At 36.4% G+C, this 16,006-nt stretch carries 13 protein-coding genes and 1 pseudogene; 4 read left to right on the top strand and 10 right to left on the bottom strand.

Annotation, left to right across the window (positions count from 1 at the left end):
- Positions 1-3: 3 nt before the first annotated feature.
- The 5 genes from hutX to GWI68_RS18450 all read right to left on the bottom strand — a co-directional run bounded on the left by hutX (position 4) and on the right by GWI68_RS18450 (position 5,687).
- Complete coding sequence (hutX, locus tag GWI68_RS18430; protein WP_109408227.1) at positions 4-495, bottom strand: heme utilization cystosolic carrier protein HutX; 492 nt, start codon at positions 493-495, stop codon at positions 4-6.
- Between the two features lie 39 nt (positions 496-534).
- On the bottom strand, positions 535-1,854 hold the full coding sequence (gene hutW, locus GWI68_RS18435) for a heme anaerobic degradation radical SAM methyltransferase ChuW/HutW (RefSeq protein WP_166541436.1): 1,320 nt from the start codon (positions 1,852-1,854) through the stop codon (positions 535-537).
- Between the two features lie 47 nt (positions 1,855-1,901).
- Positions 1,902-2,786: an ABC transporter substrate-binding protein gene (locus GWI68_RS18440; RefSeq protein WP_166541221.1), complete on the bottom strand. Its 885-nt coding sequence runs from the start codon at positions 2,784-2,786 to the stop codon at positions 1,902-1,904.
- 2 nt (positions 2,787-2,788) lie between these two features.
- Positions 2,789-4,927: a TonB-dependent receptor gene (locus GWI68_RS18445; protein WP_166541222.1), complete on the bottom strand. Its 2,139-nt coding sequence runs from the start codon at positions 4,925-4,927 to the stop codon at positions 2,789-2,791.
- A 277-nt stretch (positions 4,928-5,204) separates the two neighbouring features.
- Complete coding sequence (locus GWI68_RS18450) at positions 5,205-5,687, bottom strand: MarR family transcriptional regulator (protein ID WP_166541223.1); 483 nt, start codon at positions 5,685-5,687, stop codon at positions 5,205-5,207.
- Positions 5,688-5,784: 97 nt separating this feature from the next.
- Here GWI68_RS18450 and GWI68_RS18455 point away from each other — a divergent pair.
- Positions 5,785-6,660: pseudogene (locus GWI68_RS18455) on the top strand (EamA family transporter).
- A 69-nt stretch (positions 6,661-6,729) separates the two neighbouring features.
- Positions 6,730-7,185, top strand: a complete 456-nt coding sequence (locus GWI68_RS18460) for a YaiI/YqxD family protein (RefSeq protein WP_109408232.1) — start codon at positions 6,730-6,732, stop codon at positions 7,183-7,185.
- 112 nt (positions 7,186-7,297) lie between these two features.
- Here GWI68_RS18460 and GWI68_RS18465 read toward each other — a convergent pair whose 3' ends face one another.
- Positions 7,298-8,539 (bottom strand): TerD family protein, encoded by a 1,242-nt coding sequence (locus tag GWI68_RS18465; RefSeq protein WP_166541224.1) that lies wholly within the window; start codon positions 8,537-8,539, stop codon positions 7,298-7,300.
- A gap of 172 nt (positions 8,540-8,711) precedes the next feature.
- Between GWI68_RS18465 and GWI68_RS18470 the strand changes: the two genes are divergently transcribed.
- Together GWI68_RS18470 and GWI68_RS18475 are read left to right on the top strand one after the other, a co-directional pair.
- Positions 8,712-10,112: an amidohydrolase gene (locus GWI68_RS18470; protein WP_166541225.1), complete on the top strand. Its 1,401-nt coding sequence runs from the start codon at positions 8,712-8,714 to the stop codon at positions 10,110-10,112.
- 350 nt (positions 10,113-10,462) lie between these two features.
- Positions 10,463-12,115: a DUF4139 domain-containing protein gene (locus GWI68_RS18475; protein WP_162556983.1), complete on the top strand. Its 1,653-nt coding sequence runs from the start codon at positions 10,463-10,465 to the stop codon at positions 12,113-12,115.
- Positions 12,116-12,196: 81 nt separating this feature from the next.
- Here GWI68_RS18475 and GWI68_RS18480 read toward each other — a convergent pair whose 3' ends face one another.
- The 4 genes from GWI68_RS18480 to GWI68_RS18495 all read right to left on the bottom strand — a co-directional run bounded on the left by GWI68_RS18480 (position 12,197) and on the right by GWI68_RS18495 (position 15,919).
- Complete coding sequence (locus tag GWI68_RS18480) at positions 12,197-12,640, bottom strand: GNAT family N-acetyltransferase (RefSeq protein WP_166541226.1); 444 nt, start codon at positions 12,638-12,640, stop codon at positions 12,197-12,199.
- Positions 12,641-12,855: 215 nt separating this feature from the next.
- On the bottom strand, positions 12,856-13,830 hold the full coding sequence (yidZ, locus tag GWI68_RS18485) for an HTH-type transcriptional regulator YidZ (RefSeq protein WP_166541227.1): 975 nt from the start codon (positions 13,828-13,830) through the stop codon (positions 12,856-12,858).
- On the bottom strand, positions 13,823-15,001 hold the full coding sequence (locus GWI68_RS18490; RefSeq protein ID WP_166541228.1) for an MFS transporter: 1,179 nt from the start codon (positions 14,999-15,001) through the stop codon (positions 13,823-13,825). Before GWI68_RS18490 ends, yidZ begins: the two co-directional genes overlap by 8 nt.
- Before the next feature lie 126 nt (positions 15,002-15,127).
- Positions 15,128-15,919 carry a helix-turn-helix transcriptional regulator gene (locus GWI68_RS18495; protein ID WP_166541229.1) on the bottom strand — a complete coding sequence of 264 codons (792 nt, stop codon included), beginning with the start codon at positions 15,917-15,919 and terminating at the stop codon, positions 15,128-15,130.
- Positions 15,920-16,006: the final 87 nt, after the last annotated feature.

Consider the following 16,006-nt stretch of genomic DNA (forward strand, 5'->3'; position numbering starts at 1 on the left):
CAATTATTCCTTATTTAATTGTTGTGCTAATTGACGGAAGGCTGATAGTTGCTCTGGCAATAATTGACGATGTTCATCTCGTCCAAGGAAAATTTTAAACATAGCAACGCCTTGTTGATTGAAAAATAAAATAGAGGCGGTATCCATACCCATAAACTTACGTTCGATCATTGCGATGGATTGGCAATTTTCGGCTTTAATATGGCCAGTCATTCCTTTTTTACCTCGTAAGTTAAAATAGCCATGACGATGGAAACCACTTGGCAACTCACCACTAAACTCTAAGATAACATCTTGAGTATGCACAAGCGTGGTGACATTACCCCATTTCATCACACTATCCCATACAGTATCGAATTGTTCGCCACTCATTAATGAGCGTGATGGTAAATGTCTCACAACCTCCAACAATGTGGTATTAAATTGTGTAGCAATAGTTTCCAATGTTCCATCAGGCTCAGTCATTAAAAATTGTTGTAATTCAGTATTCATGATGTTGTTTCCATCTTCTAATTAATATTCAGGGTAATAAAATTAACGAGGTGTATTTAATTGCAAAATTAATTGCTGTAAGGATGTCAGTAAGTTACTTGCCCAAAATCGACCTTCATTGGTCAATTTCATACAAAGAAAATCGTCTTCAACAAGACCCGCTTGATACCATTGATTTAATAAAGGGGAGAGTAGAGTCGCTTGTGGGCTTAACTTGGCTAAGTCAACACGTCCGCACTCAATGCCAGCTTGTAACTCATGACGCCAACGAAAACCACTATCAGTTGTACGACTCATCATCATTAAGGGTTTTTGGTTATCTGTAATTTTTTGATAATAATTATCAAGTGAACGTTCAATCATCCATGAATAACCATTCACTGAGCCACCAGCACCAGAACCAAAAGCTAGGCAATCTGCCCCTTGCTTGATTAATAGGTTGTAAAGATTGCGCTCGCGGGTTGTTCTTGCCCAATGGCTATTACTGATCTGACGCCAGCCCACATTTTCCATAAAGTCACAACCTTGAAGATAAAGATCGCGTCTTTGTATTGGTGAAGGCACAGTAATTCGTTGATTTTCAACCGCTTTACCTAATGGTGTATTAGGCAATAAATTCAATGCATAGAGATCGACACCATCTAAACCAATATCATGAGCAATAGTGAGATCTTCTTGCCAGTTCGTCGCATCTTGCCCAGGTAATCCAAATAACAAATCACACACCACGGCAGCACGATCGCGTAAACAAAGCCCTTTCATAAATTTGGCTGCTTCTTCACCCGTTGAGGTTCTTGCCATTCGTTTACGAATTTTACTGTTAAAGGTTTGAATGCCAATAGAAAAACGGTTTGCACCTGCATCTAAACAAGCATCAATACGATTATCATCAAAATTTAAAACGCGACCTTCAATGGTGATTTCACAATCTGGCGCTAAAGGGAGGGATTGGCGCAAATGCGTGATCACACGATAAAGATCTTTAGCTGATAACGCAGAAGGGGTTCCACCACCAAAATAAACCGCATGGATTGGTGCTGATTGATAAAGTAAACTATCTGACTCAGCCGATATCTCACGCAGTAATGCATCGGTATAGCGTGCACAGGCTTCTTCGTGATAGTTATTTTGATAAAATCCACAAAACGTACAATGAGTCGCACAAAAAGGAATATGAATATACAACAAACGTTTGCAGGCTGGTGTTTTACTTTCTAATAAGGCTTGCCATGTGGATTGCTGTTCTTCTTTCGCAATAGGTGCAGAACCTCGCCATGGCATGGTGGCATGTCTATCTCGAAAAGGGCTATCACCTTCTAAAGCGAAATGAGCAGTGAGATCAATTTCAGTAGAAGGGGGCATAATATGTGTTGCGACTGACTCTTTCATTATTAAATCATTCCTACTTATTATTCGACCTTATTACCGTTTACTAGATCAGCGGGGTAAAATTGTTGATGCAATAATTCTACGGCATCCACAATACGAGGCCCCATTCCCAAAATAAGGGATTGATCAATTTCGATAATGCGTTGATTTTTCCATGCTTGAGTCATTGACACACCGGGCACAGAAGCTAATCCTTCAGACGCTCTTATTGTACCTGTTTGGTTTTTCTGGCTTTGTGTTGTAATAACAATTAACTCTGGATCAGCGGCAATAATGGCCTCTGCGCTATAGATACGATAATTCTCGTGTGTTGCGATATTCTCACCGCCTGCTAATTGAAGGATCGCATCTGCGACACTGGTTTTCCCTGCAACTTGAGGAATTCCACCTCCCGGTGAAAGAAAGAACATCACTTTTACTTTCTGTTTAATTTGATTGTTTTTGGCTTTAATAGTGTCTAAGCGGGATTGTAATGAATCAATTAATGCATCGCCTTGTGCCTGCTTATCCAGTGAAACGGCTAACGTGCGGATGTTTTGAAGCATTAACTCAAAGGTTGCTGGCGTTCTTGGTAAAGAAATCACCTTAACGTTATGCTGTGCAAGCTGACGTAAGGCCATTTTCGGCTCAGCATCATCCCACGTTACAAAAGTAGAAGGACGCAAAGACAAAATGCCTTCAACACTTAATTGTTTCCAATACCCTATATGAGGTAATGCCTGAGTTTGTTCTGGGTAAGAGGTAGTTTCATCAACACCAACAACCTTATTGCCAGCATCCATGGCATAAACTAATTCCACAATAGAACCACCCGCAATAACCCAACGGTCATTTTTTATATTCTCTTTTGCCGTTAAGCTAAAAGGTAACAATAATAAACTGAGAGTAATTAATATTTTTTTCATTGTTAAAACGCCCATGTCAGGCCAACAGCTGCATTAATACCCGCAGCAGGAATAGATTCATGAGCCGTTTGATAACGTTTATTTAAAATATTATTTAAATCAAAGTTAATACGATATTGATCGTTATGACCAAACTCACTACTAAGTGAAAGATTAACCGTTGTCCAGCCAGCGTAATGCTGTTTATTTTCTGGATTGCTATAATCTTTAGCTTGCGTTGCAGATCTTAAATATAAATCTGACATTAGATTCATATTATTGAGTAATAATAGATGTTTAGCACCAATACGTGTAGTGACTGTAGGTTCCCCTGTATCCCATGTTTTTAGGGTTGGGCTAATAAATTGACGACGCATCACATTGGCAGAAACATAAGGTGTAATTGACCAGCCTTGGTATTGGGCCATTACCTCCATACCATAAGTTTTCGCGCGATCGATATTGTCATAATAGAAGTAATCTGCTCGGCCTGTTTTGCTATTTCCTTCACAAATACGTTCTCCAGCACAAGCGGCTGAGGTGATGTAATCTTTTGCTTCAGAATAATAAATGGCGCTATCAACATACCAATTATTCCCTTTATAACGCGCACCAAATTCCACGTTATTAGAATGTTCAGCCTCAAGATCACGATTGCCATAAGTCACCGCACCGCCCGCCGTTGTATTCATAAATTGCTGAACTAACGTAGGGAACACATAACCTTGTGCAAATGCAAGGCGCAATTCAGTATCTTTAAATCCGGAATAACGCAGATTGGATGAAATAATAAAAGCGTTATCTCTCACAGAGGTAGAGGATAATGTCTTATAGCTTGTGCCTGTTTTATTATGGTTAACAGTCTCATCACCATCTTGTAATTCTGATTTTAACCAATACTGCCTAGCACCCACAGTCCATGACCAATCTTCTGTTATTTTCCAATCATTTTGGGCAAAAACAGATGCATTAGTTTGTTTACTGCGATTATGTAACAGAGATTGTTTTTCATAGTTTACGGCAGGTGGGAAACCCGTTGTACTATTTGAAGATGTTTGGCCAGCAGAGGTTTGTTTTACTTTATCTTGTTGATATTGTGCGCCTAAAATGAGTTCATTATTTGCAGGTAACGTAAAGTTTGCCTGCATAGTCATTCCATAAGTATTCTGTGTATCCTCCGACTGTGTTCGGTTTTTAACAGTTAAATTACCAATCATTGGGCTACCTGTTGGCGTAACGACACCAACGCGGTTCTCAAATTTTCGCTCAATTCGCTGTGTATAAGCATCTATATGAAGTTTCTTAAAATAATCAGCATCAATATCATAATCATAAAATAAGCCGATTTTTTCACGCTCAAGCTTAGGTACTTTAACGCTAAATTCTTGATATTTGCCTTCATCAGCATAATAAGATTGCGTAGATAAATCATAGCGATCAAGTGAAAGCCCAAATTTATGTTTATCAACTTTATAGCCTAACCATGCCCCTTGACCATTATTTCTAAAATGCGTATTAGTTAAGCGACCATCTGGCGTATCGCGATCACCATGATCGGCATAACTCCCATTAAAACGGTATTCAAAATCACCTATTGTGCCTGAAATTAACGCAGACTCACGCCATCCCATCGTTGCTGAGTCATAAACAACTTTAACATTGCCACCAAAGGGCTTATCGCCACCTTTTTGGGTGATTAAATTCACCACACCGCCAATAGCTTGTGAACCATAAAGTACAGAATAGGGACCTTTAACCACCTCAATACGCTCTAGGGCAGATTCATCAATTAAAATACCCGCACCAAAGTTTTGACCACCTCGTTGATAGGTGACTTCTTGCCCATCAACCAATAAAAGTACACGTGATGAAGATTCGCCACGAATACGAATTTGTTTACGGCCCGCGAGGCTATTATCAGTCACTTCAACACCAGGAATATCACGCAATTGATCCGCAATAGAAGAAGCTGTTGATTGACTTAATGATTCTTTATCAATGACTTGAATGGTCGCAGGGCTATTCCATAAAGAGGAAGCACTACGTGTTGTAGTAACAACTAGCGTTTCTTCTTTAGGTGACGCCGTTTCAGCAATGGCGTATTGAGAAAGTGAGAGAGTTAGAGCAGATAAGACGAAGCAAGATTTAAATTGAATGCACATAGTTACAGATCCTAATGAGATCAATAATGATTATCATTCGCTTTATAATTTAACTTTTGGTATTCAGCAACCTAAAAATAGTAAATAGAATACATCTTTGATTTAAATCAAAGTAAAAATGTGACTTCATGCACATTAGGTGCCTAAATAAACAAAAACGGCATAAAAAGAAGGGTTTTTAAGCAAACAAAGAAAAGAAGATAAGTAAGAACACCCAGTTTCTGTACTTACCTTTATTATTAAATATCTTGCAGAAAATAGAATAGGGGGAAAAATATTATTCTAGGGAATTAAGAAAAACTTTGAGTAATGCATTTAATGCTTGCTGTTCTTGTTGTGATAAATCCGCCACCAAACGTTTTTGATTATTAACATGAGCTTCAATAACTTGATTGATTAATTCCAAACCTTGTGGTGTTAAAGAAACTAAAAAGCTACGACCATCTTCCGGATTAACTTTACGAATAACCCAGCCTGCTTTTTCTAATTGATCAATACGGTTTGTCATTGTGCCCGATGTAACCATCAATGTTGATAACATTTCACCAGGAGAAAGAGTATAAGGATTTCCTGCTCGTCGTAATGTGGCAAGCACATCAAAACTTGATGTATTCAAGCCAAATTGGGAAAAAACTTTCTCCATTTCGCGGGAAAGATGCAAAGTGATATTACCCAACCGGCCAATTAACCCCATTGGGCTAATATCAAGATCAGGTCGTTCACGTTGCCATTGTTCGGTAATTCTATCTATTCTGTCCATACATTTATCATGTCAATTATTTATCTTGACGTCAAGGTATTATCAATTTATCTTGACCTCAAGATAAATCACAATGACAAATAAATTGAGTCACTTTATGAATCGATACACAACGCTTTTATTAACCGCTTCAGCTCCCATTGTTTGGGGAAGTACGTATATTGTGACAACCGAAATGTTGCCCGCTAACGTACCAATGACATTGGCTGCATTACGTGCATTACCTGCTGGTATTTTATTATTAATAATTATGAGACAACTGCCTCAAGGGATATGGTGGTTACGCGTAATCATTTTGGGTATTTTAAATTTCTCACTATTTTGGTGGTTATTATTTATTTCTGCTTATCGTTTACCTGGTGGTGTTGCAGCAACTGTAGGAGCAGTTCAGCCTTTAATTGTCTTATTTTTGTCTCGTTGGTTATTACAAACACCTTTATCATAGCTTTCTATTTCAGCAGCATTAGGTGGGATATTAGGTGTGGCAATATTAATACTTACACCTAATGCAACACTTGATCCTATCGGAATAATGGCAGGATTAGGTGGCGCTTTATCAATGGCAGCGGGTACTGTATTAAGTCGTCGTTGGCAACCGCCAGTTACTCCTTTAACGTTTACCGCGTGGCAATTAACTGCTGGTGGCGCTGTATTATTACCTTTTGCGTTATTATTTGAACCTGCATTACCTTCATTAACGGGGATTAATCTTTTAGGCTTAGCCTATTTAACGTTAATTGGTGGAGCATTAACCTATATTTTCTGGTTTAGAGGACTGGCATTATTAGGGCCAAGCTCTGTAGCATCATTAGGATTTTTAAGCCCGCTTAGTGCTGTTATTTTAGGTTGGGCGTTATTAGGACAACAATTAACTAGCTTACAAATTATCGGTATGATTGTGATATTAGTGAGTATTTGGGTTAATCAGCAATCAGAAAAACGAGCAAGAGCAAAGCTTCAATCACTTAGTTAGGATTATTGTGTTATTTTAACCTCCTTAACCATGCAATATTTAATACAGAATAATCAAGAGAGAGTTGTTATGCCTATTTGGGTTGATGCTGACGCATGTCCTAAAGTAATCAAAGAAGTGTTATATCGAGCAGCAGACAGAGAAAAAATGATCATTACTTTTGTTGCTAACCAACGATTAAGCGTACCTGCATCGCCTTTTTTACGCACATTACAAGTTTCTGCTGGATTTGATGTTGCGGATAACGAAATTGTTCGCCGTACCAATAAAGATGACTTGGTGATCACCGCAGATATCCCATTAGCGGCTGAAGTGATTGAAAAGGGGGCGGTTGCTCTAAATCCTAGGGGCGAACGTTATACTGAAGCCACTATTCGTGAACGCTTAAATATACGTGATTTTATGGATACGATGAGAGCTAGTGGTATTCAAACGGGGGGGCCAGCAAGCCTAAACCAACGCGACCGCCAGCTTTTTGCTAATGAATTAGACAAGTGGCTATTAGAGCAAAAAAGACGTGCTTAATTTCACAGGTTATCATCTCTTTAAGTAAATAAATAAAAAAACGGGCATTTTAATCATTGCCCGTTTTCCTTTTTTAGGACAAACGCTAAGTTATTTCTTTTTTATAATGAAATTAAACATAACGTTTTTTGCCTAGAATACTTGGTTTCTTTCCTTTAAAAACATGAGGGCCATCCATCGTTAACTTAAGTTCATCACCAATACGTGTTAACCAAGGAGTGGCTTCACTACCTGCTCTTGATGTCACACCTGAAGGTTTTAATGTAATACTGTCTTGATCGATTTCAATAATACCAATGACATAGGTGTAAATCATATTATTGAAAAAGCCTTTTTTGTATTCGCAAGAGCACTCAACGATTTGATTACCATATTCCATACGCATTGTTGGTTTTAATGATGCAACAGAAACACAACCATTACTAATGGCAGAATAAACACTACAAACTAATGCCACTTTTCCGCCCATTAATTGAGAAATAGCGGGGTTTATTTCAACTGTTTCACAGCCGGGCTGATCTTGACTAACACTGACCACATCACCCGTATGGAAAACAAAAGGATCTGCATTAAAAGCACCACTTTTATCTGGCGCTTGAATTATAGACATTTGACCATTGGGACGCAAAATACCCACACGAAGATCTAAATCATCATTATCCTTACCATCACCATTATCTATCCATGTTGCACTGACTAAAATGCGCTTAGGTGCATCACTCCCTTTTAGTAAAGAAACACGGTGGCTACTATCTGGTTTCGTCAGTTTCACCACACTTTTTTGTATATTAACAGGTGGTGTTGATGCAGGCACAATAACTGGGGCAGGCTCTTCAACTTCAATGCCATAAAGATCGCATAGCCCAGCAAGTCCAGACGCGAACCCTTGCCAAACAGCACGTACTTTATTTTGCCCATTTCGAATATACAGCTCTAAAACAATAATGCCCGTTTCTTGCGAAAATTGGCTTGGTGCTAATTCAATAACATCATTATTTATCAATACTTGCGCTTTTAATTGATTAACAACAGCAAAACCGCCAGCACTTCCATCTTGCGTCAAGGTAATGGCAATTTTGGTAATATTGGCGGGTAAACGAGATAAGTCAAAATCAATACTATGAATAACCGTTGAGCCTTGAGTTATCGGTGAAATAAACGAAGCCGCACCAGAGGCATGATGAGGAGCGTTAAAGAAAACCATATCGTCGTCATTAACGACTTTTCCTGATCCTGTTACTAAAAATGCCGTCAGATTAATATCAAGATTATCGCCTACTGCATGAGAGACTTTAACTTGTCCTTTATTTTCACTTAGTGATGTATTTTCACCAGGTTGCAACGTTTTACTCATTAAACCACTCCTTGATTGATAAGACTAACTGCAAGAAATTTAGACACCGAGCGCGATAATAACTTCGATTAATTATTTATTCGGTGATCTCATTCACTTTCGGTTGATATCAAAAGCTGATGAATTTATCTATAATCTTAGAAAAATTTTCCCATCAAGACGAGAGGTAATGATGTCATTTTCTAAATCTATGCTTGCTTTGGCTGTCATGGCAGTCTCCTTTTCTAGTTACGCGGCAAAACAGGCTGATTTGATGATTGTTGATGGTACTGTTCTAACTATGGATCAGCAAAATAAAATCATTGAACAAGGTACTGTTGTCGTAAAAGAAAATAAAATTATTGCCGTTGGTGGCCCTGAGCTTTCTAAAGAATATCAAGCCAATAAAGTATTAGATGTTGATGGTGATATTGTGATGCCGGGTTTAATTAATACCCATACACATGGTTCGATGACGGTATTTCGTTCATTAGCCGATGATGTCCCAGACAGACTTCACCGTTATATTTTCCCACTTGAAAGCAAAATGGTTTCTCGCGAAATGGTCAGAGTTGGCGCTAACCTTGCCAATATCGAAATGGTAAAGGGGGGAGTAACGACTTATGTTGATATGTATTATTTTGAAGATGAAGTTGCTAAAACGGTTGATAAAATGGGCAATCGTGCGGTATTAGGAGAATCTGTTATTAATTTTCCTGTTGCAGATGCGAAAACACCAGAAGAAGGTATTCAATATGCGGTAAATTTTATTAAAGAATATAAAGATCACCCTCGCATTATCCCAGCATTTGCACCACATGCTCCTTATACAAATACCACTGAAAACCTTCAGAAAATTGCTAAATTATCAATAGAACTTGATGTTCCTGTTATGATCCATTTAGCCGAAACAGACCGTGAACAAGAAGAAATAGCCAAACGTACAGGTGGTAAAAGCCCTGTTCAATATATGGCCGATATTGGGGCGTTAAATAACAAAGTTATTGCAGCACACGCAATTATGGTTGATGAAAAAGATATTGATTTACTGAAAAAATATGATGTTGGTGTTGCTCATAATATCAGTGCGAATACTAAATCAGCGAAAGGTGTAGCACCTGTCGTTGCAATGCTAGAAAAGGGTGTCCGTGTCGGTTTAGGGACTGATGGTCCAATGTCGAGTAATACGCTAACAACCATGAACGAACTCAATCTTGTGGGTAAAATCCATAAATTAGAGAATAAAGACCGCGCGGCAATGCCACCTTTAACCGTTGTAGAGCTAGCAACTATGGGTTCAGCAAAAGTCTTGCATATGGAAGATAAATTGGGCTCATTAGAATCAGGTAAGCTTGCTGATATTATCGTTGTTGATACAAAATCACCTAATATGGTGCCTATGTATAGCCCTTATGCAGCATTAGTGTATGGCGCAAATGGCAGTAATGTTCGCCATACCATTGTAGATGGCAAAATCTTAATGGAAGATCGCCAACTATTAACCGTTGATGAGAAAGCGATTATTAAAGAGGCACAAGATTTCTCTGATAAAGTACGCAAAACTGTTATTGATAGTGGTGAAGTTGTTAAATAAAAATTGATAACAAACATCTTTATCCTAGGCAGTTTATTTTTAAACTGCCTTTATTTAGTTTTATTGAAATATTTATCTTATTTCTATCTAAACAAGACGATATAAAGCAAATAAAAGCTAAATATCTCGCCATCATTAAGATAATCCTTATCATTCAAACATTCATTTAATTTAAAACAATAACATATTGTTTTATCTATTGTTTTTTATCCTCACATTATTAGATCTTTAAGTTTATTCTGTTATCTAATTTATTAGAGATGCAATACTATCTAAATATACTTGTGCAACAGTGCATCTCTATTTTGCGGTTCTTACAATACTGCTCATCAACTATGGATAGAATGAAAATGATGATTAAACCCAATAAATTAACGTTATCGCTTATTACATTATCTATTATTAGTACAACTAGTGCTTTTGCTAATGAAATCAATTCCGTAGATCCCACTAAACCACTTAATTATGATATAAAACTCAATCAAGCAACAATTTTTTTACGGGGTGCTGAACTTGAAAATAACGTCACTCTCAACTTACCAGCGGGGCAGAGTGACGTTGTTTTGTCTAATGTTGCAAACAATATTGATCCTAGAAGCTTATCAATTAGTATTGATAATGAAGATGTGATTATTAACACCATTAACGTTAAAAAAATTCCTATTGCCCCTAGTTACCCAGCCACCATTACGACATTAATGGATAAACAAAAAGAGATTAATAAACAAATTGAAGTATTAAACATCAACATTAGCGTTGGTGATGAACAAATTATTTTACTGAAAGATCAATCCTTTTTTGGTAATGGTGAAACGCAAACATTAGAGCAATCATCACAAAAATTTGATTTTATTAGTCAAAGAATGACTTCTATTTTAAATCAACAAAAAATGGCGCGTGAAGAAATTGCTAAATTAACAGAACAATTAGAAGAATTAAACCGACAATTAGAAATTGATATGCCAATTATTGCTGAAGAGAAAACACAAATTGTTTTATCTTTAGGCACGTCAAAAAATCTAACTAGTAAGATGCGTATTTCTTATATAACACCAGATGCTGGATGGTCACCTGCTTACGATATTCGAAGTCAAGGAATGGATAAGCCGATATTACTCACCTATAAGGCGGATGTTATTCAAAATACAGGCCTAAATTGGGATAAAGTAAAACTGGTTTTAACATCCACTAATCCATCACTTAATATCACTGCACCAACATTATCACCTTGGTATTTATCTCTTTATAATGATAATTCAAAATTTAGAAAAGACAGTATGAGAATGGCGATGCCTGCACCAGTCGCAGTTATGGAAGAAAATGTTTCAGACCTAACTCGAGAAAAACAAATAAACAAAGGAGTGACTCGATATGTTACGACGAATAATAATGGAATTAATTTAAGCCATGCTATCGCGTTACCTTACACCTTAAAAAATAGCACCGAGCCTAACACATTGGTCATTAACCAAAAAGAAGTCACCGCTGATTATCGCTATTTAGCCACACCGAAATTAGTAGAAGAAGTTTATTTACAAGCTGAAATTAAAGATTGGGAAAATTTAAACTTACTTAATGGTCGTGCAAATATCTACTATATGAATAGCTTTGTGGGTAATAGCTATATTAATACAAATGAACTTGAAGAGTTACTTAATATTCCGATGGGGATAGACAAAAACATTCAAATTAGCCGTATTAACAATGAGAAAATAAGAAAAGAGCCTATCTTTATTGGTACCACGATTGAACAAAAAGAGAGTTATACCATTAAAGTAAGAAACACTTATAACTCTCCTGTAAAAGTCACTATTTACGATCAGCTACCACTTAGTCAAGAAAACAATATCAATGTAGCAGATGCCGTTTATAAAGATGGCGTACTTGATAAAGATACAGGTGAAATAGAGTGGAATATCACACTAGAGGCAAAACAAGAAAAATCCTTACCATTAAATTATACGCTTTCTTATCCTAAAAATAGACAAGTTATGGGGCTATAATTACGTCATTTCAGGTTGATAAAAATAGAAGGGGGTGCAATTGCACCTTTTTCTATTTTAAAGAGATCAATTTTATATTTTTCATTGTGTTATTTTTATTACTGCTAACATATCATCCCCATCTTTATCCATACCAGTCTCTTTAAAACCGAAAGAGCTATAGAATGTTTTAGCTACTGGATTTAATGGGTTATAACAAATTTCAATTTCATTGATTGTTTTATCTTGCTTAATTTCATTTAAAGCGATGTGTAGGGCTTCTCTACCTAACCCTTTATTTTGGTGTGCTTTGTCTATCATAAAACGCCAGATAGCAATTTTATATGGGCTTTCTTTTACCCACATAAAGAAACCAACTGGTTTATCTGATAAATAAATACCTCTGACGACATAGTTCTCGTTATAAGCTGCTTCAACTAAAGACCACATATTAGAAGCAATATAGTCTTCTTGATATTCTTCCACTTCAAGTAAACTAATTTCTTCATAATTATCTAAAGTGATAGGTTTTAAACTGATATCCATCATATTTTCTTTTTTTAATCACTAATTAAAGTATCAATATAAGTTTACCTCTTATTATCATAGATAAAATTTAAGAAAGATTAAGAGAAAATTTAGATAGCACTATACTTTATCTAATTAAAAAAACGGGATAAAATTTTTATTAAAAATAATCTTAATCCCGCTCATAATTTTCAGTAAACACAGAAGAAACCAAATAAATAGCAGTAAAATTTTTAATGGCCATTTTTCTGCATAAATTGATTGACACTATTTTTGATAGTTTCTCTTAACCACAATATTTTAGAGTTGTACGCATGGCGTTTATGCCACAGCAAAATAAATGAGATATCAAGCTGTTCAGAAACACTGTGTGGCAGTGGTAAAGGTAATGTCACTAAATTAGGTAAAGCTCTAGAGAGATAATGTACACAATATCCGGGCAAACAAGTAATAAGCTCATGATTAGGTTGAGAAATCATAAATAAAGTTTGCTCAAATGACGTGTAAGTTATGGCAATATTACGTAAACGTCCATGCTCTGCCAAAATATCATCTAATGCCCAATGAGGCCGTTTATCATATTCTGTTGAGATGTGAGAATAGCGCAAAAATGTCTCTAAATTCCAAGGCTCTTTTAATAACGGATGATCTTTTCGCACATAAACTAATGGTGTATCACGAAAAAGCTCTTCACAATCGATAACATCAGGTAATAGATGTAATGCTTCTTTAGAGCCCGAATAATATTCACGACCTAAAAAAGCAATATCAGCATCACCGTCAATAATGCTCGAGAGTGAGTTATATTCCCAATTTCGTATTTTCACCATTGATTGAGGATAATAATTCAATATTTCTAAAGGAAATTGATTTAGTAACACCTGATGTAAAGGAGATTCTAATATTAAACTGAAATGAACACCTTTAGGCGTTTCGCTATTTTGCTTGCCCGCGATATGGTTACCAATATTAATAAAATCAGAAAGAGATTCTTCAATACTTAATGTCAAAGGTGTCGGAATTAATCCCTGAGGGCTACGAACGAAAAGGGGATCATCAAACCAAACGCGTAATTTAGCCAATGCTTTACTCACCGCAGAAGGTGAAACAGACAACCATTTTGCAGTCAATGTGACACTACGCTCTTGTAAAAGAATTTGAAAAATAACTAATAAATTCAAATCTATTCGATGTAATGGCTTATGCATCACAATTCACCTTTTGTTGTTGTCCTGAAGAACGAAAGAGATGCAAAAAGGTAAAACCAATAAAGCTACTTGCAAACAATATAACAATCAGCATATTAATTGCAGATATTCCTAACCATCCCATAGTCCAGATATAGAGAGATGCAAAACTCAATTGCGAAATCCCTAAAATCGAACTGGCGAGTCCAGCTCGCTGACTAAATGGAGAGAGAGCTTGACTCATTATAATACCAAATAGTAACGCAAACCCCGCGCCACATAATGAAAATGAGACAAAGAACCAGCGAGGATCACTGTTTTTTCCGATAAAAAGAAAAATAGCCGCACCTAAAAAACCCGATAAACCAGTATATAAAATGGTTTCATAACGAAGTTTTGTTAATATTTTCGGCATCATAAACGAAGTGGCCATACTAACCATCGAAAGCAATGTGATTGCTGTTGAATACTGCCCAGTGCTGTAATGCATTTGCTGCATAATCACGATTGGAGAGATATTAACATAAGTCAGGATCACGCTCATCCCCAAACATGAAATAAGCAAACGACTTAAAAAGAAGCTATTTAAGAAAGATTCATCGGTGATAGTGGTCGTTTTATTTTTACTTTTGGCCAACTGTTTTGGTTTGGTTTCTTTTATTACAAAAAAACAATAAATAAAGATTAATGATGCATAGATTGCCATGGCATAAAACATGACTGGCCATTTAAATTTTAATAAGATCAGAAAACCTAAAACAGGCGCTAATACAGGAATAATACAAGTAATGCCATTTATCATAGAAAGAACTTTAGCACGTTGTTTTTCGGCTAATGTATCTCGCAATATCGCAAAAGTAACAACATAACAAAATCCAGCGCCAATACCTTGGAAGAAGCGTGCGATCAAAAAGTTATTTTCCGTTACCGAAACTCCAGCACCAAATGATGCCAATAAAAAAATAACGGTTCCAAGCAATACAACAGGTTTACGACCTAAATTATCACTACACCATCCTGCAACTAACATGGATGAAACCATGCCCATTAAATAAATTGAAAAAGCTTGATGTAATGTCACTTCCGATGCGTTTAAATCATTTGCAATTGCCGTTAAGCCCGTTAAATGTAAGTCCACACCAAGAGGGTAAATCAACACTAAACAAAAGCTAAAAAGGATATATTTTGTCATCCAGCCACCTCAATTATTCTAATGAAGAGGCATTTTAGTCGTCAAAGAAACTGAAACCTAATGACAAAAAAGCAATCTCTAATTTCCATTTTGGAAATAATATATTTATCTCATTATCAAGAATAATCACGCCTTCTTAGGGATATACACTAAAATCCGATTATATTTTTCCAAATCAAACGCTAATGATGTGTATTCATAATACTCTTTTTTATTATCAAAGTTTAAGGTTCTTACACCATCACAAGGGGGATATATCTCATGTTTTTCCCACATTCTCTTAAATTCAGGTGATGAACAATTTAACGAGGCAATTAATTTACGAATATTGGGATCATTCTTTGTTCTTGCATGGTCACGACGAAAGCTTGCCAATAATCTCTCCGCAATATTTTCCCAATCATCAATACGCGTTTTGTAACGGGGATCCATAAACAACAAATAAAGATAATTACGATTTTCGGCACTATAATCTGAAAAATGAAAATAAGTATCTGCTTTTTGATTATAAGCCAATACATCCCAATGTAGATTTAAAACATAACAGAGATATTCTTGTGGAAAGTCAGCCAAAATCCGCAAAATAGTTTCAGGAACCTGATGTTCTGTTATTCCTGTTTCTGTCGGCTCTCTCATATGCGATAACAAATAAAGGTGCTGCCTTTCTGCACTATTTAAGCGTAAAGCGGTGGCTAAACTATCTAAAAATTGGCTCGATACGCCAATATCTCTTCCTTGTTCAAGCCACGTATACCAAGTTAACCCAACGCCAGAGAGTGCTGCAACTTCCTCACGACGTAATCCTGGTGTACGGCGACGCCCAGTACCAGGTAATCCCACGGTTTCAGGTAAAATACTTTGCCTTTTAGTTCGTAAAAAATCAGCTAATTCAGGACGAGTTCGTTTTCTTTCAGTCATAGCCTATTGCTTTTAGTAATAGTATAAATGGTTAAATTGTATCAGGATAAATAACTCATTATAGTCTCATTTCTTTAATCATTGAGA

It is taken from the genome of Proteus sp. G2669 (genome assembly GCF_009915245.1).
In the GTDB taxonomy this organism is placed as follows: domain Bacteria; phylum Pseudomonadota; class Gammaproteobacteria; order Enterobacterales; family Enterobacteriaceae; genus Proteus.